Origin of the sequence: Streptomyces albus subsp. albus, assembly GCF_000719865.1 — a bacterium.
GTDB classification, from domain to species: domain Bacteria; phylum Actinomycetota; class Actinomycetes; order Streptomycetales; family Streptomycetaceae; genus Streptomyces; species Streptomyces albus_E.
Genome location: NZ_JOID01000002.1, coordinates 217,577 through 236,342, shown reverse-complemented (window position 1 = coordinate 236,342; position 18,766 = coordinate 217,577). Strand labels below are relative to the sequence as shown.

The 18,766-nt window shown below is 72.3% G+C and carries 15 protein-coding genes and 1 pseudogene; 11 read left to right on the top strand and 5 right to left on the bottom strand.

Going from position 1 to position 18,766, the window contains the following annotated elements; genetic code table 11:
* Nucleotides 1-242 precede the first annotated feature (242 nt).
* Nucleotides 243-1,139, top strand: a complete 897-nt coding sequence (locus IF83_RS0103255; protein ID WP_030542478.1) for a universal stress protein — start codon at nucleotides 243-245, stop codon at nucleotides 1,137-1,139.
* Between the two features lie 107 nt (nucleotides 1,140-1,246).
* Here IF83_RS0103255 and IF83_RS0103250 read toward each other — a convergent pair whose 3' ends face one another.
* Nucleotides 1,247-1,864 carry a pyridoxamine 5'-phosphate oxidase family protein gene (locus IF83_RS0103250; RefSeq protein ID WP_051722403.1) on the bottom strand — a complete coding sequence of 206 codons (618 nt, stop codon included), beginning with the start codon at nucleotides 1,862-1,864 and terminating at the stop codon, nucleotides 1,247-1,249.
* 310 nt (nucleotides 1,865-2,174) lie between these two features.
* Between IF83_RS0103250 and IF83_RS0103245 the strand changes: the two genes are divergently transcribed.
* The 8 genes from IF83_RS0103245 (at nucleotide 2,175) to IF83_RS0103210 (ending at nucleotide 7,583) form a co-directional block, all read left to right on the top strand.
* The gene (locus tag IF83_RS0103245) at nucleotides 2,175-2,495 is read left to right on the top strand and encodes a hypothetical protein (RefSeq protein WP_030542476.1); all 321 of its coding nucleotides are present in this window, start codon (nucleotides 2,175-2,177) and stop codon (nucleotides 2,493-2,495) included.
* A gap of 175 nt (nucleotides 2,496-2,670) precedes the next feature.
* Nucleotides 2,671-2,856: a hypothetical protein gene (locus IF83_RS0103240; RefSeq protein WP_394297298.1), complete on the top strand. Its 186-nt coding sequence runs from the start codon at nucleotides 2,671-2,673 to the stop codon at nucleotides 2,854-2,856.
* Nucleotides 2,840-3,385, top strand: coding sequence for a DUF6879 family protein (locus IF83_RS0103235; RefSeq protein ID WP_030542474.1), 546 nt, complete (start codon nucleotides 2,840-2,842; stop codon nucleotides 3,383-3,385). The genes IF83_RS0103240 and IF83_RS0103235 overlap by 17 nt, the downstream gene beginning before the upstream one ends.
* A complete protein-coding gene (locus IF83_RS0103230) occupies nucleotides 3,382-4,209 on the top strand; it encodes a helix-turn-helix domain-containing protein (RefSeq protein WP_037678402.1) in 828 nt (275 codons plus the stop codon). The genes IF83_RS0103235 and IF83_RS0103230 overlap by 4 nt, the downstream gene beginning before the upstream one ends.
* Nucleotides 4,210-4,485: 276 nt before the next feature.
* A complete protein-coding gene (locus IF83_RS0103225) occupies nucleotides 4,486-4,941 on the top strand; it encodes a VOC family protein (protein ID WP_030542472.1) in 456 nt (151 codons plus the stop codon).
* Between the two features lie 65 nt (nucleotides 4,942-5,006).
* The gene (locus tag IF83_RS31010; protein ID WP_051722402.1) at nucleotides 5,007-5,342 is read left to right on the top strand and encodes a hypothetical protein; all 336 of its coding nucleotides are present in this window, start codon (nucleotides 5,007-5,009) and stop codon (nucleotides 5,340-5,342) included.
* 225 nt (nucleotides 5,343-5,567) lie between these two features.
* A complete protein-coding gene (locus IF83_RS0103215; RefSeq protein ID WP_030542470.1) occupies nucleotides 5,568-6,794 on the top strand; it encodes a helix-turn-helix domain-containing protein in 1,227 nt (408 codons plus the stop codon).
* A gap of 231 nt (nucleotides 6,795-7,025) precedes the next feature.
* Entirely contained in the window at nucleotides 7,026-7,583 is a 558-nt protein-coding gene (locus tag IF83_RS0103210) for a hypothetical protein (protein ID WP_158710987.1), read from the top strand.
* 85 nt (nucleotides 7,584-7,668) lie between these two features.
* On the opposite strand, the pseudogene IF83_RS0103205 reads toward IF83_RS0103210, so the two are convergent.
* Together IF83_RS0103205 and IF83_RS0103200 are read right to left on the bottom strand one after the other, a co-directional pair.
* Nucleotides 7,669-8,427 (bottom strand): annotated as a pseudogene (locus IF83_RS0103205) (DUF234 domain-containing protein); the annotation flags it as partial.
* A 186-nt stretch (nucleotides 8,428-8,613) separates the two neighbouring features.
* The gene (locus tag IF83_RS0103200; RefSeq protein ID WP_030542467.1) at nucleotides 8,614-9,339 is read right to left on the bottom strand and encodes a class I SAM-dependent methyltransferase; all 726 of its coding nucleotides are present in this window, start codon (nucleotides 9,337-9,339) and stop codon (nucleotides 8,614-8,616) included.
* A 210-nt stretch (nucleotides 9,340-9,549) separates the two neighbouring features.
* Here IF83_RS0103200 and IF83_RS0103195 point away from each other — a divergent pair, with 210 nt between their 5' ends.
* Nucleotides 9,550-10,818, top strand: a complete 1,269-nt coding sequence (locus IF83_RS0103195; protein WP_244176802.1) for a lipase — start codon at nucleotides 9,550-9,552, stop codon at nucleotides 10,816-10,818.
* A gap of 362 nt (nucleotides 10,819-11,180) precedes the next feature.
* On the opposite strand, the gene IF83_RS0103190 is transcribed toward IF83_RS0103195, so the two are convergent.
* Both IF83_RS0103190 and IF83_RS0103185 read right to left on the bottom strand, forming a co-directional pair.
* On the bottom strand, nucleotides 11,181-14,432 hold the full coding sequence (locus IF83_RS0103190) for a glycosyl hydrolase 115 family protein (RefSeq protein WP_244176800.1): 3,252 nt from the start codon (nucleotides 14,430-14,432) through the stop codon (nucleotides 11,181-11,183).
* 256 nt (nucleotides 14,433-14,688) lie between these two features.
* Nucleotides 14,689-17,562, bottom strand: a complete 2,874-nt coding sequence (locus IF83_RS0103185) for an AAA family ATPase (protein WP_244176798.1) — start codon at nucleotides 17,560-17,562, stop codon at nucleotides 14,689-14,691.
* Nucleotides 17,563-17,930: 368 nt separating this feature from the next.
* Between IF83_RS0103185 and IF83_RS34515 the strand changes: the two genes are divergently transcribed.
* Nucleotides 17,931-18,695 carry a helix-turn-helix transcriptional regulator gene (locus tag IF83_RS34515; protein WP_244176796.1) on the top strand — a complete coding sequence of 255 codons (765 nt, stop codon included), beginning with the start codon at nucleotides 17,931-17,933 and terminating at the stop codon, nucleotides 18,693-18,695.
* The last annotated feature ends 71 nt before the right edge of the window (nucleotides 18,696-18,766 follow it).

The following is an 18,766-nucleotide window of genomic DNA, read 5'->3' as shown; positions in this document are numbered from 1 at the left end:
GGTGCCCCCGGCCCGGCCCCGTCCGGCCCCGTCCAGCCGTCGGGCCGGTGCGCCGTCACCGGCCGCCCGCGCCCCTCGGCCCTTCCGCACCGCCGCACCCGGCGCGGAAGGGCCCGGCCCGTTCCGGGACCGCCGGTGCCACGACCGGGACTTGCGGCCCTCCGGCAGCCGTTTGCTACCTGCGAGTATGTAACCGAAGCAAGGACGTCACCACGGCGTTCGAATCCCTGGAGGTAGCCACCATGTCCCGTCCCGTCACCCTCGGTCTCGACGGCTCCCGCGAGAGCGTCGCCGCCGCCGACTGGGCGGCCCGCGAGGCTGAGCTCCGCGGACTGCCGCTGCGCGTCGTCCACGTCTGGGAGCCGCTGCCCTACCCGCTGCCGCCGCACACCAACGCCGAGGTCCAGCGCCACTGGGCCGAGCGCATCCCGCGCGAGGCCACCGAGGAACTCGCCGCCCGCCACCCGGACCTGGAGATCAGCCGGGACCAGCTCAGGGGCCACCCGGCCGAGGTGCTGCCGCTCGTCGCGGACGAGTCGGAGCTGCTGGTCCTCGGCTCCCGCGGGCTCAAGGGCCTGACCGGCTTCATGGTGGGCTCGGTCGGCCTGTCCACCGCGGCCCACGCCCGCCGGCCGGTCGTCCTCGTACGGGCCGGGGAGCAGGCGGGCGACGAGCACCGGGCGGACGCGGCGGGGCAGGCCTCCACCGCCACTCCGTACAAGGACGTGGTCCTCGGGCTGGACCTGTCCAACCCCAGTGACGAACTGCTGGAGTTCGCCTTCGACACCGCCGCGCGGCGCGGCACCCGGCTCCGCGTGGTGCACGGCTGGAGCCTGCCGCTCCAGGGCGACCTCCCCGACGCCGCCGCGGTGCGCGAGGCCGAGACCGGCGAGCGCCGGTCGAGCGAGCTGGCGGACATCCTGCGCACCTGGCGGCAGAAGTTCCCCGGGGTCGAGGTGGAGGCGCAGGCGGTCATCGGCAAGCCGGCCGACCATCTGCTGGAGTCGGGCTGCGACGCCTCCCTGGTCGTCATCGGCCGCCGTATCCGCCGCTCGCCGGTGGGGACCCACCTCGGCTCCGTGGCCCACGCGGTGCTGCACCACTGCTCGGTCCCGGTCGCGGTCGTCCCGCACGACTGAGTCCCGCGCCGCGGCGCGACAACGGCCCGTCGGCCGCCCCCGGTTCACGGGGGCGGCCGGCGGGCCGCTTCGCTGCCCGGACCGCCCGGGCCCGGACCGGACGAGGACTACGCCTGCGGGGCCGCCTCCCGGGGATCCCGGGCACTCCGGGGCGGCAGCGGAAGCGGCAGGCCGGGAAGGCCGTCGATGCTGGCCGCGATGTGCTCCTTCTTCTCGAAGTACCGGGACAGGGAGGCGTCGTCCTCCCGCTCGAAACGCTTGCGGTGCAGGTCGCGCTCGCCTTCGTAGGCCATGAAGGGAACGGCGTAACCGCAGGTGTCGCGGATGAGGGAGGCCGTCACGACGATGACGGCGCGCAGCCCGTGCGGCGCGGGGTCGACGTCCGGGAAGTGCGTGAGCAGTTCCTCGAAGCGCGGGTCGTCGCGGAAGACCGGCTCGCCTCGGCCGTGGACGCGCACGATGTTCGGCGGGCCCTGGAAGGCACACCACATCAGGGTGATCCGGCCGTTCTCGCGCAGGTGGGCGACGGTCTCGGCGTTGCTGCCGGCGAAGTCGAGGTAGGCGACCGTGTGTTCGTCGAGCACGGCGAAGGAACCGGTGACGCCCTTGGGTGACAGGTTGACCGTGCCGTCGCCGTCCAGCGGCGCGGTCGCCGTGAAGAAGACGGGTTGTGCCTCGATGAAGGCGCGCAGCCTTCCGTCTATGCGTTCGTAAGTTTTCCCCATGCCCGCCATTCTGGTCGGTACGGCCACCCGGTACCGAAAGCGTGCTCGAATCCGGAGGGTCCGGCGCTGGTCCCGGGCGGGGGAATCGGGGGTGGCGGCCTCCGGGACGTCCTGTTCACTCCAACGGGGGCGGAGGAGACGGGCCGGCGCACGCCGCGGCCGCGCGGGCACTGGACGAGGGACCATCGGGGTCCCGGCCCGGAGCGGGCGCGGCACTCCGGGTATATCGCGTTGTGGTGGCCGGGGGCCCGTCCATAGGGTCGCTGCCATGTCTTTACGTCTCCGTATGCGCCAAGCCCTGCCCGAAGCGATGCGTGCCCGCGACAAGGCGGCGGTGAGCGCGCTGCGCACCACGCTCGCCGCGCTGGACAACGCCGAGGCGGTGCCCGTGGGCGAGGCCGCGCTCCGTGGCGGGTCCCTGGAGGAGTCACCGGTCGGGGCGGGTACGACCGAGGCGGTGCGGCGTGAGCTGAGCGAGGGCGGTGTGGTGGACGTCGTCCGCGCCGAGGCCGCCGAACGGCTGGCGGCGGCAGCGCAGTTGACCGCACCGGCGCAGGCCGACCGCGCCGCCCGCCTCCGCGCGGAGGCCGCCGTACTGCTCCGCTTCCTTGACGGGCCCGACCCCGCGTAGGGTGCGGCACCGCGCCGGTCCGGCGAGCCCGGTGTTCCTGGACGGGGCCGTCGCGATGCCCGGCCCCGGAGGGTCGATTTCCCGTTCCGGCAACAGAGTCTTGCTGCTCCTCCGCGTAAGCCCCCATGAGCATCGGGTAGACAGACCGCGACTCGACCGAGGGGGCATCGTGCGCATGACCAAACTGGCCAGCACCTGTGAGAACGGGGACTGCCCGACGCTCTACGCGACGGACCGGGACACCATCCTCGTACGGGGAGAAACTCCGCTCGATCACGGACTGGCGCTGCCCGCACACGAGACCGTCGTCGAGATCCCCGTGGAACTCCTCCGGAAGGTTCTCCGTGATCAGCGCATCTGACGACCTGGCCGCCCGCTTCTCCTCCTTCGAGGTGGAGGCGTTCCGGTTGGAGACCCTCGACGACTACGGGCAGTCCGGCAACTCGGACGCCTACCGGGCCTTCCTGGCGGGGGAACCCAAGCCGGAGGGGTACAACGCCGCCTGGCTCAAGACGGTGCGCCGCGCGACGGAGAGCGGTAAGCGCATGCTGCGCGTGCATGTGCTGTCCCGGCCGCTGACCCCGTATCTCCGGTACGAGCTGGGCTGGGGCTATCTGACGAACATGGCGGCCGGGGAGGAGTTCTTCATCCTCGACACGACCGACCGTCCGAATCCGTTGGCGGGAGCGCCGGACTTCTGGCTGTTCGACGGTCGCGACCCGGTCGTCCTGAACTACGACGAGGCCGGGGCCTTTCTCGGCCCGGCGTTCCGGCCGGCCACAGAGGCATCAGCAGGAGAGGTGGAATCCGAGTTCACCACCTACCGGAAGGTGGCCCTGGCCCAGTCGGTGCCGTTCACCAAGTGGTGGGAGAAGCACGGGACGGAGTGAACCGGGCAGAGCTGGGCGCGGCACTGCGGGCGCTTCGGCAGGCATCCGGCAAGGAGGCCAAGGCCGTCGCCCGCGGCGCCGTGATGTCCACGAGCAAGCTGAGCAAGATCGAGAACGGCCGCGTCGCGCCGAGCGTGGCGGACGTGGAACGCATTCTCACCGCCCTCGGCGTGTCCGAAGAGGTCAAGTCCCAGTACATGGCCGCGGCCCGCGCGCAGGCCACGGAGGCGACGGCGTGGAGGCTCTACCGGCGGATGGGCTTCCACCGCAAGCAGGAGCAGATCCGCGCTCTTGAGCAGTCCATGACGCTGCTCCGCCTCTTCCAGCCCTCACTGATCCCCGGCCTGCTCCAGACCCCGGAGTACATGCGGGCCGTCCTGTCCGGCAAGGAACTGGGCGAGGAGATGTTGTCCCGCACGGTCGGTGCGCGGATCGCCCGGCAGACGGTGTTGTACGAGCACGGCAAGGAACTGCGCTTCGTCATCACGGAGCCGGTGCTGCGCTGGCGCCTCCTCCCGCCGCTCATGATGGCCGGACAGTTGGACCGGTTGATCTCGCTGTCCCGGCTGCCGCACGTGGACATCCGCGTCGTACCCCTGGCCGTTCCACAGCGGGATGTGCCCGGCCACTCCTTCGTGATCCGCGACGACCGCCTGGTGACGGTGGAGACGACGCACGCCGAGATGACCGTGACGGACCCGAGGGATGTGGCCCTGTACGCCGCCAAGTTCGAGCGCTTCTCGGGCACCGCCCTGGCCGGCGACACCATGCGCGCCTTCGTGGAGGACGTCCGGGACGATTTCCTGCACGAGCGGGAGACTTGATGCCGGCCGCAGGTGCTCTCCGCTTCCAGCGGATCCACGGGACAAGGAGGAGCTGATCGCGAAGGCCGGCCGCGGCTCCGGGCAGGGGCGCTCGCGTCGCGTCTTCGATCAGGCGCACGGCCGAGCCGCTTCCCTCGCCGGGACACTGGGCGAGAACCGAGACAAGCACCGGCGCCGCCGCCCCCGTTGGCGTGATCAGGACTCGTTCGCTCCCCCGCCAGGGCCTGTCGCGGCGAAAAAGGATCGCCTGTCAGACCTGCCTGGGATGCTCCGCGGATGGAGATGACACTGCAGCTGACGATCGACTGCTCCGATCCGCAGAGAATGGTGACCTTCTGGGCCGAGGCCCTGGGCTACGTTCCTGAGCCTCCGCCGGGCAGGCACGCCACGTGGCGTGCCTACTGGGCGGCGATGGGGGTTCCCGAGGCCGAGTTGCCGGCCGGCGCCGGGGACATCCCGGAGTCGATCACCGATCCCGCGGGGCGTGGGCCGAGGGTGTGGTTCCAGCAGGTCCCGGAGCCGAAGGCCGCCAAGAACCGGTGGCACTTCGACCTCAAGGTCGGCGGTGGCCGTGACGTCCCCTTGGACATCCGCACACAGCGGGTCAAGACCACGGTGGAACGGCTGGTCAGAGCTGGTGCCACCGTGCTGCGGATCAAGGACGAGCCGGACATGGGGCTCTACGCCGCCGCCATGCAGGACCCCGAGGGCAACGAATTCGACGTGGTCTGATAGCCGTGCATGGACGAGCCCGTCGGGCTTCTCCAGGCCGGCGACCGTCGACGAAGGGGGCATGGATGAACGGCAATCCGGTGTACCACTGGATCGGGCCGGCCGTGTCGACAGCGCTCATGCTGCCGGTGCCGGTGGCGCTGCTGTCGGGCTGGATACCGGCGTCGATGCGGAAGCGGCAGGCCGGGCTGCGGCTTCGCGCCTACGGCTTCCTGTGCTGCTACGCCCTCGTGCTCCTCAACAGCATCCCGCGGATCGCCGACGCCTCCTACGAGACGGTCATGACCTGCATGATCCTCGGCTTCGGCTTCATCGCCGCCGCTGCCGTCCTGTTCCTGCTCGCGGCCCGCAAGGATGCGCTCGCACGGACAGCCGGCCCCGTCGCCTCTGGCACGGGCTGAGTCTCCTGGCCCCGGGCTGCCCGCCCGGCTGCGTTACCGGCGTTGCGGTGTCTCCGGAGGGCGTACGCGGCCAGGGACGGGCCGGGGGCGGCTTCCGGCTCGGACCGCATCGCCTCGCGCTTGACGCTGTTCCCTTCTCCGGGCATGTCTTCCCCTGTTCCATGACCAACCGCTCCGCCCGCGCGTAGCGTGAAGGGAAAAGAACCGTCCGGCCGGGGGTCAACCATGGTGAAAGCCAGCAGTATCGGCGACCGTATCCGCGCCCTGCGGGAATTCCGCGACGTCACCCAGGAGGAGCTGGCTGCACGAGCAGAGGTCCATGTGGACACCATCCGCAAACTGGAGCAGGGACAACGGCAATCCGCCCGCCTCACGACGCTCCGTGCGATCGCCGCCGCCCTGGACTCCGAACTGGAACGTCTTCTCGGCAGTCCCACCGTCACCGCCCATCAGTCCGATGACGACACGGGAGGGCTTCTCGCCCTCCGCGACGCCATTCAGGACGTGACCGCTCTCCCCGGGATCTCCATCGACGAGGTGGAGGAGGACCCGCCCCGGGCTGACGCGTGGGCGGACGCCGTGGGGGAAGCCACTTCCCTCTATTGGCGCGGTGCTTACAGCACACTCGCCGGCCAACTTCCTCATCTGCTGCGGGATGGGCGGGCCGTCGCGCGCGAGGCGACCGGTCCGGAAGCGCTCCGAGTGTGGGCCCGTCTTGCTCTCGCCTACCAGCTCGCAGCCTGCCTGGTGACTCAGGCCGGACATACGGCTTGGGCGTTCCAGGCTGTGAAGGCACAGCTTGAAGCAGCCGAGCGCGCCTCGGACGCCTTGATGTCCGGGATGGGAGTGTCCACGCTCTCCTGGGTCCTGCTGCGTCAGGGCCGCTGGGAGGAAGCGCAGCGAGTCGCGGAGCGCAAGGCCGAGGATCTGGAGCCGGCGTTCCGGAAGCCGGATAGAGCACAGCTCGCTGTCTACGGGAATCTGCTGCTCGCCGCGGCGACCCCTGCCGCACGGCGCGGTCGGCGCAGCGAAGCGGAAGAACTGCTGAACGTAGCCGAGTCAGCAGCCGTTCGCTCGCGTCCAGTCCGTCTCTATGGCACCGCCTTCTCGCAAGTGGATGTGCAGACACAGCAGGTGAACATCGCTCTCGCCGGGGAGGACAACGCGCCGGACAAGGCACTGGCCCTTGCCGAACGTGTCGATTTGTCGGCGATCTCCCGTCCAGTGCACAGCGCGGCGCACCGCGTGGACGTGGCTCAGGCGCAGTACCAGACCGGGGACGGTGACGGCGCCCTGGCCACGCTGCTGGATGTGGAGCACGAACAGCCGGAATGGATCAGGTATCAGACGCTGGCGGCTGCGACCGTGCGGGAAATGCTCGAGGCCGAGCGCCGCAGGAACACACCGCTCCGGGGGCTGGCGGCGCGCCTCGGGGTTGACCCGAGCCTGTGAACGAGGAGTAGGACAAAGCGTCCTGCCCGGCCCGTCCGTGACCGGACGAATGGTGAACTACGCCGCTGGGATGTAACCGCGCAGCTCCATAGCGTGACTGACGATGGTGGTGCCGGTCGCGATTCCCGTCGGGGTCGCGGGCCGTCTCCACACCCTCAGTAAAACGCCCCGGGGAGCTGCACCGTGGAGATCGGTTCCGACGCCCGTCACGCCTCATGTCGGGACAGCGGCATGCCTGTTGGCCAAGTCCAGCACCTGCCGTTGGCTGACGGACCGCCGCCCCACGGCGCCATCGCGCCCCAGCGGCGGGGCCAAGGCAACGCGGTGGCTCACTGGCTGCTCTGCGCGGCGCCGGACCGCGGGCAGGCCCGGGTGGAGTGGGCCGAGTCCGGAGTCACGCTGCTGGCATGCGGTGTGCGCTTCGCGGCCGTCCGTATCGGCCGGAAACTCGTGGAGGCCGCCGCCGGCACCGGCGACCAGGAAACCCTGGACGCCCGCCTGCGTGACGCCCTGCGCGGCGGGCCGGTGATCGCCGACCATCACCGCCGCCAGTTCTACGCCCTGGTGCCGGTGCGTGCAGCGCACCGGTGGGAGGAGCGGGACGCCGTTTGCCTGGGCACAGGTTCGTATCTCGGAGTGCCAGGCCCGGACCGTGTCCGGAGTTCGCCGGGCCGCTCGTACTGGCCGGTGCCCATGGAGATGCCCGGACGGCTGTGCCATCCGCGTGCGGTGGAGCAACTCATTGCCGTGGGTCGGCGCCAACTGGCCCTTGCCGAGCAGGAGTCGTGACGGCCGATGCCCGGCCCCACCCAGGGGCTGCTTCGCCCGACCATTCCGCACCGACGCACGACAACTCGACGCCGTCGCGCGACCGTTACGACCGCACGCCAACACGAAAGGACGACACCATGAACCGCGACACGATCCGCGTCCACACCTGGTGCCCCACGACCACCGTGACCGGCTCCAGCGCCGCGAGCGGCCAGGGCCTCCGGGGCCTCATCTTCTGGTGGCGGGCCCACAGGGCCCACCCGCGGGCGAGGTCGCGCTGGTCGAAGGGCTTGTTCTCCAGCCACTTGATGGAGCCCACCGCCGTGACCCTCTTGGCGATCGGCGAGCGGTCCGCGCCGACGATGTCGATCTCGGGGTCGTTGGTGCGGGTCCAGTAACCCCCGATGGTCTGGGTGCCCGCCGGGAGGTGGTCGTCGATGAGGCGCCAGAGGGCCTCGCGGACCACGGGTTCCACGGCGCGCCCGCGCCACGTCGTCCAGTGGGCGCGGATGGTCTCCAGGACGCGGTCACCCCGGCCGCGTTCCACGGTGGGGATCCCGGGGCCGATGAAGGAGAGCCAGAAGCGGAGGTAGGGGTCCTCGATGCGGTAGCGGGTCTCGCGGCTGGGCCGGGTGGACAGGGGCAGGTCGGCGTCCACCATGCGGCGGCCGGTGAGGAGTTGGAGAGAGCGGGTCAGGGAGCCGGGGTGGAGGTCGCCGGCAGCGCGGCCGATGAGGGTGAAGGTGCGCTCTCCGTGGCCGATCGCGCCGAGAACGGTGCGGGCCTGGGCTTCGGTGGGGAACTCCGCCGCCAGGGTGCGTTCGCCGCTGACCAGGAGGGCTGAGGTGGGGTGGCGAAGGGCACTGGAGATACTCGCATTCATGATACTTCCATCAATGCGAGTATCTTCGGGCGCGGTCCCAGCCGGGGTGGTGCAGGACGCAATCAGTGCCCGCGTCTCCCTCAAGGTTGCGGTAGACGACGCGCTGACTGGACGCGAACCTTGAGCGTGTGCCATCGAGGTTCGAGGGGCGTGGATCATCAGGGATCAGGCGCGTCTTGCGAGGAAGACAAACTCTTTGCCCGGCCGGTCGGGCGCATCACGAACGTCTTCCACCACGTAGCCCTGCGTGACCAGGTCCGTCTCGACCTCTTCACGCTCTCGGAAGCGCAGGGTCGAGTCCGACGTCAGCACCTGTCCGTCCGCTGCGAAGACGTAGGTCCCGCGGAAGGTCACCAGGGGCGGGCTGACCTCGATCAGCTGGACCCAGCTCTCGACGGAGCCGACACCCTGGATCTCTGTCACGCGGTAGGAGTTCTCCCGGGTCCACTCTTCCCAGGCGCGCTTGGCCGGATCACGGGTCTCGAAGACGAGATGCCCGCCGGGCCGCAGCGCCTCCCAGGCTCCCCGCAGCGTCTTCTGCCAGGTGCTCGGAGCAACGATGGCCTGGGCGACATTCCCCGTCATCGTCGCGAGGTCGGCCCGCAGTGGCGGGAGGGCCGTCGCATCACCGCGGATCCAGCGCACTCGCTCACTGCCCGGTTTGGCCCGGGCGACGTCGAGGGATGCCTGGGCGGGATCGATGCCGACGACGTCGACCCCGCGGTCGGCCAGGAGAAGTGCGAACACCCCGGTGCCGCAGCCGATGTCCAGAACCTGGCGCGCCCCGCACTCTTCCGCCATCCGCAGGTAGGCATCGAGATCGCTGCGGTCGGGGTCGAGCGCATCGTAGATCGCGGCGAGTCGTGGATGTCCGAAGCAGTCGTCAGCCATGCGGCAGAACGCAAGCAGAGCCGGCCCCGAAGAGCTACCGGGTTTCGCTGGACTCGGCCGTCTGCCGAGGATTCACCGGTGCCGTTGGAGGACCCCGACCCGACGCCGTGCTGCTCGGGCCACGACCAAGGCCCGACGGGGGAAAGCCCCCCGGAACCCCACGGGTTGGCCGGATGGCCGGAGGCGGCGTGTGGTTCGTACGGTCGTCGCATGAACCGGACGAGCAGAGTGATGACAGCCGTAGCGGTAGCCGCCACCCTGACGGTGGGTGGGTCTGCCGTCTCCGTGGCGCAGGATGCGGGGGGTGGCTCCGCCGGGCCCGCCCGGGCGGCGGTGGACGGCGCCCGGGGAGCGGTCGTCTCGGCCGAGCACCTGCGGACACTGTCCGCCGGCGAGGTGGCGGCCGAACTCGCCGGTGACGAGGCGGGTGCCTGGGACACCGGTGCCGTGCGGTACGGGGTGGACACCTACCGGATCGTGTACCGCACGGTGGACCCGCACGGGCGCCCCACCACCGCAAGCGGCCTGCTGGCCCTGCCCCGCAACGGCGAACGGCGGCTGCGGGCCGTGTCGTTCACCCCCGGCACCGAACTGTTCAAGGGAGACGTGGCGTCTGTCTCGACGAGCGTGTGGGACCAGGCCCCGGCCCTCGTCCATGCCTCCGCCGGATTCGCCACGGCGCTCCCCGACTACCTGGGGCTCGGCCTGGGACCCGGCCCGCACCCCTGGATGGACGTCCCCTCCGAGACCACGGCGGCCCTGGACATGCTGCGCGCCTCCCGCACCGTCGCGGCGGACCGGGGACGCCACCTGCGCCGCGAAGTACTGGCCACCGGCTTCAGCCAGGGCGCCTCGGCGGGACTCGCGCGGGCGCTTCAGGAGCGCGCCGACACCTGGTTCCGGCTCGGCGCGGTGGCACCGGTCAGCGGCGCCTACGCCTTCCGGGACGTGGAACTGCCGGCGCTGCTGGCCGGGGAGACGGAGGAGAAGGCCAGTGTGATCTACACGGCCCTCGCCCTGGTCGCCTTCAACCGTCTGCACCACCTCTACGACGACCCCGCCGAGGTGTTCGAAAAGCCCTACCGCTACACGATCGAGGGACTCCTCGACGGAACGCATCCGGGCCGGGACGTCGTGCTCGGCACCCCGGACAGCCTGGAGGAACTGCTCACACCCCGTGGCCGGGCCATGCTGGAGCGCCCCTCGGGGGGACTGGCGGCGGCCCTGCGGGTGGCCGACAGCGTGTGCGCAGACTGGACACCGCGGGCCCCGGTCCGGCTCTACTACGCCGCGGGCGACGAGCAGGCCGTCACCGCGAACACCACCCACTGCCGGGCCGCCCTGCGCGCCCGGGGCGCCCACGTCCGGACCGTCGGCCTCGGCACCCCGGACTACGAGAACTCCCGGCACCTGGGCTCGCATCAGGCGGGCACCGCGGCGGTGGTGCGCTGGTTCCGCTCCCTCTCCCGTGCTCTCTGACGTGCGGCGTCGAGGGCTCGTCGTACCGCATCACTCGGTGCGGCTGCCCGGTGGCCGGCTCCGGGGCCGGCCACCGGGGAACGGACGTGCGCCGGCGCAACGGCCCGGCGCCGGCACAGCGGCGCGACAGCCGGCCAACGGGCCGGCGCCGCCCCGGACGGGTCCGCGCTCGCCCGGCGGGCGGGTGCCGGGCGAGCGCGGTGGGGCCGGGGAGGACCCCCCTCAGGTCCTCCCCGGGCCCGGTTGCGGCGGCCGGCCGGGGCGCGGTCCCTCTGCCCCGGACGGCCTGCTCCGGTTCGGCGCGGCCGGCGGCGCCTTCGTGGAGGCTTCCGGTCAGCCGCGCTTTCGCGGAGGCTCTCCGGTCAGCGGCCCTCGCGGAGGCTCTCCGGCGGGCCCAGGTAGCTGGGCTCCAGGCCGCCGGTGTCGACCACCAGCTTCTGGACGACCACGGTCGGGTCCACCATCCACAGCTTGAGGAGGTGCCGGCCCGGCTTGGCGACGGTGTGCCGGGTGACGGTGAGGTTGATGTTGTCGGAGGTGTTGCGGGCCCACTGGCGGTTCATGCCGGTGTCGTTGGAGCCGGTGGCGGCGATGACGTCCACCGTCTGCGGGACGTCGTCGTCGAACGAGACCGCGTAGCGCAGGCCCTCCGTCGGCAGGACGTTGTTCCGCGGTGAGAGGTACGCCAGCACCTCCACCTCGCCCGCCGTGACGAGCGTCAGCTCGTACTGCAGGTGCGGGCCGCGGCCGCCGGGCTTGCGGCTGGGCGCGGTGACGGGGAACGGGGTGACGCCGGAGCCCGTGCGGCCGATGTCCGGCACGACCTCCCAGCGGACGCCGTAGGCCCCGACCGCGCGGGTGAAGTGGGCGGCCTCCATGGAGACATAGCCGCTCGCCTCGATGAAGCCGCGGCGGGCGCGGCGCGGCAGCCGGGGGTTCTCGACGACCGCGCGGACCTCCACGGAGGTGCCGCCCGGTCCGGTGACGGTGATGGGCACCTCGGTGGTGCCCTTGGGGGCGCGCGACCAGTCCACGCGCACCGTCGCCCGCACCTGCTTGTCGACCCGGCCCCGGCCCTTCTCGACGCGGATCCACGGCACGGACGGCTCGATGAGGTAACCGAAGGGCCGTGAGCCGCGGTTGAAGACCTCGATGTACTGGTCGGGGCGGGTCTGGTACGGGCTGAAGGCCGGGAGGACCGCCGGTTCCTCCGCGTGCGGCCACCAGGCGTCGGAGCCGTCGATGCCGACGCCCATCTCGGCGCGGTCCGGCAGTTCGATCCGCTTGACCTTCGGGAACACCTCGTCGGGCAGGGCGACGTGGTTCGGGGTCTGCGGCTGCTGCCAGCCGGCGTCGGGGCCGTAGCGCTCCTTGTCGCCGTAGCCGATCTTGGGCTGGGTCTGGAAACCCTTCCACTTCCCGCCCGCCAGGCGGTTGTTGTAGTAGTCCGACATGGCCTGGTCCTCGGCGAACCGGGCATCGGTGGCGTCGGCCAGGTCGTTGGTGAGGGCGCGGCCCTGGCCGGCGTAGTGGATGTTGGTGAACTCGGCCAGGCGGAGCGCGTAGAGGTTGGCGGTGGCCTTCACCTGGTAGTACACGAGCTGGTAGTAGGCGTCCTGCCAGGCGCGGGGGATCCGGCGGCGGATGCGCTCCGCCTCCTCGGCCAGTTCCCGCCACTCCTCGGTGACGCGCTCCAGCTCGCGGTAGTGGTTGAGGCGGAAGGGGCTCGCCTGGTCGTCGTAGACGACGGCGTCGGAGTCGGTGGCCGGGTCCTTCGCCGGGTCGAGGGTGATGCGGCGGTTGAGGAGTTCGGGCTTGCGACGGGCCTGGAGGACGCCGTAGGTGTGCAGCACCTCCGCGATGGCCTCGGCCTGTCCGTGGCCGAAGTTCTCCGCGGCGTAGGCGCGTTCCCACTCGTCCAGGCGGTGGAGCGGCCAGCGCTCCGGGTCCCAGGCGTAGTCGAGGAAGAACTGCAGCGGCAGCTCCTCGGCCTTCATGTCGCCGACGTTGACGACCCAGAGCCGGTCGACGCCGTAGGAGTGCGAGAGGTGCAGCTGCTCCCAAGTGTTCGCCAGGTTGACGGTGTCGACCCACTTGTAGTTGCGGCCGTCGCCCACGTAGTCGAAGTGGTAGTAGATGCCGTAGCCGCCGGCGCGGGCGGGCAGCGACTGGTCGGGCAGCTTGCGCATGTTGCCCCAGTTGTCGTCGCAGAAGACGACGGTGACGTCCTCGGGCGGGCGCAGGCCCTTGTCCCAGTAGCGCTGGACCTCCTTGTAGAGGGTCTGCACCTGCGGCACTTCGGTGAGCTTCTCCTCGCCGACGAAATCGGTGAGGATCTCCCGCTGGGCGGCGATGATCGACTCCATCAGGTCGATGCCGTCGCCGTCGGGCAGGCTGACGTCGCCGTTGCCGCGCATGCCGAGCGTGACGACGCCCTCGAAGTCCTCGTCGGTCATGCGGCGGATGCCGTCGGCCCAGTACTTCTTGATGGCCTCGCCGTTGCGGCGGAAGCTCCACTCGCCGGTGCCGCCGTACGGGTCCTCGCCCGGCTCGGTGATGTTCCCGTTCTCGTCGCGCTTGGCGGGGGTGGCGTGGCGGTTCCACTCCTCGATGCCGCGCATCATCGGCGCCTCGTGGGAGGTGCCCATGACGACGCCGTAGCGCTTGGCGGTGGCGTGGTTCTCCGGGTCGTCCTCGGCGAAGGCGCGGCCCCAGACGGCGGGCCAGAGGTAGTTGGCCTTCAGCCGCAGCATGACCTCGAACACCTTGGCGAAGAAGGCGCTGTTGAAGCCGTTGGGGAAGCCCTCGGCGTGGCCGGGGCCGAAGAACTCCGGCGCCCAGGTGCCGAGGGCGGGGTTCTCGTCGTTGATGAAGAAACCGCGGTACTTCACCGCGGGGGTGCCCTGGCTGTGGCGGCCGGGCAGCGCGTACAGCTCCTCGCGGCGGCGCGGCGGCACGTCGTCCCACCAGTGCCAGGGGGAGACGCCGATCTGGCGGGAGGTCTCGTACGCGCCGTAGATGGTGCCGCGCTGGTCGCTGCCGGCGATGACGAAGGCCCGGTCGACGCCGGGCATCGGGTGGCGCACGACCTGCTGGAGGGAGGTCTCCCACTGGCCCTCGATGCCGCGCACGTCGAGCTTGCCGGCCTCGATCAGGCCGTCGATCAGCGGGCTGCGGCCGATGGTGCCGACGATGACGAGGTCGCGGTGCGGGGACTCCGCGGCCTTCGCGGACTTCGCCGCCTTCGCGCTCGTCCTGCCGTCGGTGACGGCGGGCTTCACGCCGGTGACGCGCTCGATGTCCGCCCGGAGGTCGTCCACGACGCGGACCACGCCGGGGTGGTCGTCCGGGCTGACCGCGATCGCGGCGGCCTTGCCGCGGGCGACGAGCGGGAAGGCGTCGCGCCGCGCCTCGAAGGCGATGAACCGGCCCCGGCCGGTCTTCCCCGGCGTCACCCGGCCGAAGGCGGAGCCCTGCTCGGCCGCCGCGGCGGCGGGGGCGGTGACGGGGGCCGCGGCGGCGGTGGCGGCGGTCGCCACGGCGGCCGCCAGCAGGGTGCGCCGGCTCGGGCGGCTCATCGGCGCGGGGTCCGGGGAAGTTCCGAAGGATCTCATGACGCGATCTCCGCAACGGTGGTGGAGGGGTGGTGCCGCGAAAGTTATCGGAGATTTTCCGGAACAACAATGGATCGCGCAGCCTGGTCATGACGCGCACTCAGAACCGCACGCCTCAGGGGCCTTCTGGCGCAAGGGGTGACGGTCCGACCGTTACCGGTTGCGAACCGAAAGCTTTCGGGGTGGTGTGACGAGTCGGCGGATGACGTGCCGGGGTCCGGGAGCCGCCGGGCCCCCGGACCGTCCGTGCCGCGGGTCAGCCGGTGCCGTTCGCGGCGGGGCCGAGCGCCGCCGGCAGTTCCGAGCGGCGGCGGATGCCCAACTTCCGGTAGGCGCTGGTCAGATGGGTCTCCACGGTGCGCCGGGCCAGGTGCAGCAGCTCGCAGATCTCCGCGTTGGTCCGCCCCTCGGCGGCGAGCCCGGCGATCCGCCGCTCGCTCTCCGTCAGCGCGGCCGGCCCGCTGTGGACCCGCACCACCCGCGCCCCGCTGTTCACCAGCGACCGTTCGGCCGCCGCCACCATCCGCCGGGCGCCGAGCTCCTGCGCCAGGCCCGCCGCCTCGCGCAGCACCGCACGGGCCCGGCCGCGCTCCCCCGCGGCCGTCAGCCGGTCGCCCAGCGCGATGAGGGCGAGCACCAGTTCGCGCTCCACCCCCTCGGGCGCGGTGCGCAGCACGTCCACGGCCCGCTGGCTCAGCTCCGTGCCGCGGCGGCCGCCGGTGACGGTGCCCAGCACCCGCAGGGCCCGCCCCACGGTGCGGGGGGTGCCCCAGACGAGCGCCAGCCGGTACTCCTCCTCGGCGAGTTCCACCGCCTCCGCCGTCCGCCCCAGCCGCCGCAGGCACTCGGCCGCGCCGGACCGCCAGGGGGTGACGACGGGGCTCAGCACGTCGCGGTCCGTCTGCCGCCGGCCACACTCCCTGAAGTCCGCGAGCGCTGCGGAGTAGTCGCCGTCCGCGGCCCGCAGCACGCCGCGGGCGTAGAGGAAGCGGTTCCACTCCCAGGAGTCGCGCGGGCCGCTCGCGGCGATGCGGCCGGCCAGCCGCCGCGCCTCGTCGCAGCGCCCCGTCTCCACCAGCGCCTGGACGGCCTGGGACAGGACGTTGACCGAGCCGTGCGGCGCGGAGTCGTCCACCGGGCCGCCGGACCGGGGGTTCTCCAGGGCCGCCCGGACGGCGGGTCCGGCCAGCAGTTCGCCGTAGCGGCCGCGGGCCGCGGCGGCGTCCGCGCGGGTGTCCGCGAGGGCGTGCAGGGCGGGGTTGAGCGCCACGGGCCGGTGCGCGGAGAGCCGTTCCTCCATGATCCGGTCCACCTCCTCGTACCGGTCGGCCCACTGGAGGACGGCCGCGACGGTGGCCAGGACGTACGGGGCCAGCGCGGGATCGGCGGGGGTCTCCGACAGCACGCAGAGACGCCCCACCGCCTCCTGCGCGGAGATCAGCCCGGCGGTCGCCTCGTAGCGGATGAGCAGGGCCTGTTCGGCCTGGTCGAGGCGGTCGGGCGAGTGGGCGGCGACATGGCGCAGCCCGGCCATCACCCGCAGCCAGCTCGCCCGGTCGTACGCGGAGAGCAGTGCCCCGGCGGCCTGCGCGGCGCGGGCCTGGGCGGAGCGGTCCGGCAGCTCCTCGCAGAGGGTGTGCAGGATCTCCAGGGCCGCGTGGACGTCACCGCCGCGGGCCAGGGCGGTGCCGAGGGCGACGGTGGTGCGGAGCCGGCCGGAGCCCGTGCCCCGGCGCAGCGGCACGGCCTCGGTGAGGTGCCGTACGGCGACGGGGCGCCCGGCGTCGGCCTCCAGGCAGCCGAGTTCGGTCAGCACCAGCCCGCGCCGCTCGCGCGACAAGGGCTCGTCCAGGGCGCGGCGCAGGCAGTCGCCGGCGTGGCCGGTCCGGCCCTCGCGCACGGCGCAGGCCGCCGCCTCCAGCAGCGCGTTGACCGCCCACTCGTCGCCGACGGCCGGAACGTTCAGCAGACGGCGGGCCACCGCGTCGGCGGACTCACCGCGCTGGTACAGGAGTTCGGCCACCTTGCGGTGCACCTCCTGCCGGCGCCGGTGCGGCCAGCCGTCGAGGATGACGTCGCGCAGCAGCGGGTGCGCGACGCGGGGCGGGCCGCCGGGGGCGGTGCGGACGAGGAGTCCGGCGGCCGCCATGGCGTCGGTCCAGCGCGCGGTCCGGCCGGGGTCGGTCCCGGCGACGTCCGCGAGCAGGGCGGTGTCGCCGGTGGTGTCCAGTTCGGCGAGGGTGCGCGCGAGGTCGGCGGTGGCGGGACCGGCGCTCTCCAGTGCCCAGGCGAGCATGGTGGGGTAATTGCTGGAATACAGCCCCGCTCCTGTGTGCGGGAAGGGGCCCGTGCCGCCGGTGACCGCCGTCAGCCGCGACAGGTCGTCCAGCAGGGCGTGGAGCAGCAGCGGGATGCCGGCGGTCGCGCGCAGGCAGCCGTCGATCCAGCCGGGCGGCAGCCCCGCGCCCAGCCGTTCCCGGACGAGTTCCGCCGCGGCCCGGAAGCTCAGCGGGCCGATCGTGTGCACGCTGAACAGCGTGGACGGCAGGGTGCGCAGCAGGCACGGCTGCGGGGGGTCGAGGTCGTACTGCGCGCGCTCGGTGAGGAACAGCAGGACGGGTAACCGGTCGAGCTGGCGGGCCGCCCTGACGAACCAGTCGCGGGAGGCCGGGTCGGCCAGGTGCACGTCGTCCACCGCGAGCAGCAGCGGTCCCCCGGCCGCGTACGAGCGCAGCAGCCGCCAGAGGTCGGCGGCCCGGCCCGTTCCGTGCAGGGAGTGGTCCTCCCCGGTGCCCGGTTCCCCCCGCGGGCTCTCGCCGCAGGCCGGGGCGGGGGGCCGCAGCTCGGCGTCCAGGAGTCCGGCCACGGCGGCGAAGTCCGTGCCCGACTCCTCCCGGGAGCAGCGGACCCGCAGCACCCGCGTCCCCCGCCGCTCCTCCCGGGCGGCGACCGCCTCCAGCAGCGTGCTGCGGCCGGTGCCGGTGGCGCCGCACACCAGGACGAGGCGGCCGGCGCCGGCCCGGGCGCGGTCGGCGTCGGCGAACACCCGGTCCAGTACGTCACGGCGTTCGCGCAGGGCGGCGAGATCGCATTCCTCCGCGATCGCGCTCGTCATCGTGCTCCCGTTCATGGGCACCTTTCCGGTGTCTGCGTCACACCCCGGCGGAACATGGCTCCGCGGCGGGGCCGGTGGGCGGAATCGCGCTCTCCGCGCCATGTGGAGAGATGCCGGGAGCGCTCCCATGGTTGAGTCCGTGGTCTTTTCGTGGTTGACCACGATTGCAGGGAGGCGTCTCCGCGGGGAAATCTGTGCTCGATGGTGTCGGCAACAAATCCGGTCACCAAATGAACTGATGTCGCTCTTATCCCGTCGAGGACGGTGTGAGACGGGCGGCATCCGGACCCTCGGACAGTGGAGCCGGCGCCGTCGCCGCCATCCGGCCGCCGAGCAGCAGCAGATGGAGCCGGTGAACCGGACTTCCGGAAGTGGGGGAAGACGTGCGTACGACGTTCAAGAGCACGACAACGGTCGACCGGATACCCGTGGTCATCCACGCCTCCGACCCGATCACGAGAGCCGGTGCGGTCAGCCAGCTCCGGCAGCGCCCCGAGATCGAACTCGTGGGCGAGAGCAGGGGCTTGGAGGCGCGGGCCGGCGTCGTCCGGGCCATCGGCGAGACGCGGGCGGCCGGGGAGACGCGGGCCGGGGAGACGCGGGCCGGGGAGACGCGGACCGGGGAGGCACGCAGCGGCGTCCGCACCGTCGCCGTGGTCCTCGCGGACCGGCTGGACGAGAGCACGATGCTGCGGCTGCGCAGACTGGTGCGGACCGACGGCCTCAACGCCGTCCTGGTCACGGGGGTCATCCGGGAGGCCGAACTGCTCCAGGTCATCGAGTGCGGGGTCGGCGCCATCCTCTGGCGCCACGAGGCCACCGACCAGCGGCTGCTGCAGGCCGTGGTGGCCGCGGCGCGCGGCGAGGGCGATCTGCCGTCCGATCTTCTCGGCCGGCTGATCAATCAGGTCGGACGGCTCCAGCGGAACGCCGCGCAGCAGCCCGGCGGCAGCCCGGCCGGACTGGCGCCGCGGGAGATCGACATCCTCCGGCTGGTGTCCGAGGGCATGGACACCCGGGAGATCGCCGGAAAGTTGTCCTATTCCGAGCGCACCGTGAAGAACGTGCTGCACGGGCTGACCACCCGGCTCCAACTCCGCAACCGGGCGCACGCCGTCGCCTACGCGCTGCGTGAGGGCTATATCTGAGCCCGCGCGCGAGCCGTCTCGCACGCCGCCGTGAGGGCCCGCGGGCGAGCGGCCGCCGCGGGGGGCCCGTA

What these genes read in the sequence shown, in the direction of transcription:
- IF83_RS0103255 (WP_030542478.1), top strand. Translation starts at nt 243, where the DNA reads ATGTCCCGTCCCGTCACCCTCGGTCTCGACGGCTCCCGCGAGAGCGTC.
- IF83_RS0103250 (WP_051722403.1), bottom strand. Translation starts at nt 1,864, where the DNA reads ATGGGGAAAACTTACGAACGCATAGACGGAAGGCTGCGCGCCTTCATC.
- IF83_RS0103245 (WP_030542476.1), top strand. Translation starts at nt 2,175, where the DNA reads ATGCGTGCCCGCGACAAGGCGGCGGTGAGCGCGCTGCGCACCACGCTC.
- IF83_RS0103240 (WP_394297298.1), top strand. Translation starts at nt 2,671, where the DNA reads ATGACCAAACTGGCCAGCACCTGTGAGAACGGGGACTGCCCGACGCTC.
- IF83_RS0103225 (WP_030542472.1), top strand. Translation starts at nt 4,486, where the DNA reads ATGGAGATGACACTGCAGCTGACGATCGACTGCTCCGATCCGCAGAGA.
- IF83_RS31010 (WP_051722402.1), top strand. Translation starts at nt 5,007, where the DNA reads ATGAACGGCAATCCGGTGTACCACTGGATCGGGCCGGCCGTGTCGACA.
- IF83_RS0103215 (WP_030542470.1), top strand. Translation starts at nt 5,568, where the DNA reads ATGGTGAAAGCCAGCAGTATCGGCGACCGTATCCGCGCCCTGCGGGAA.
- IF83_RS0103210 (WP_158710987.1), top strand. Translation starts at nt 7,026, where the DNA reads ATGCCTGTTGGCCAAGTCCAGCACCTGCCGTTGGCTGACGGACCGCCG.
- IF83_RS0103200 (WP_030542467.1), bottom strand. Translation starts at nt 9,339, where the DNA reads ATGGCTGACGACTGCTTCGGACATCCACGACTCGCCGCGATCTACGAT.
- IF83_RS0103195 (WP_244176802.1), top strand. Translation starts at nt 9,550, where the DNA reads ATGAACCGGACGAGCAGAGTGATGACAGCCGTAGCGGTAGCCGCCACC.
- IF83_RS0103190 (WP_244176800.1), bottom strand. Translation starts at nt 14,432, where the DNA reads ATGAGATCCTTCGGAACTTCCCCGGACCCCGCGCCGATGAGCCGCCCG.
- IF83_RS0103185 (WP_244176798.1), bottom strand. Translation starts at nt 17,562, where the DNA reads ATGAACGGGAGCACGATGACGAGCGCGATCGCGGAGGAATGCGATCTC.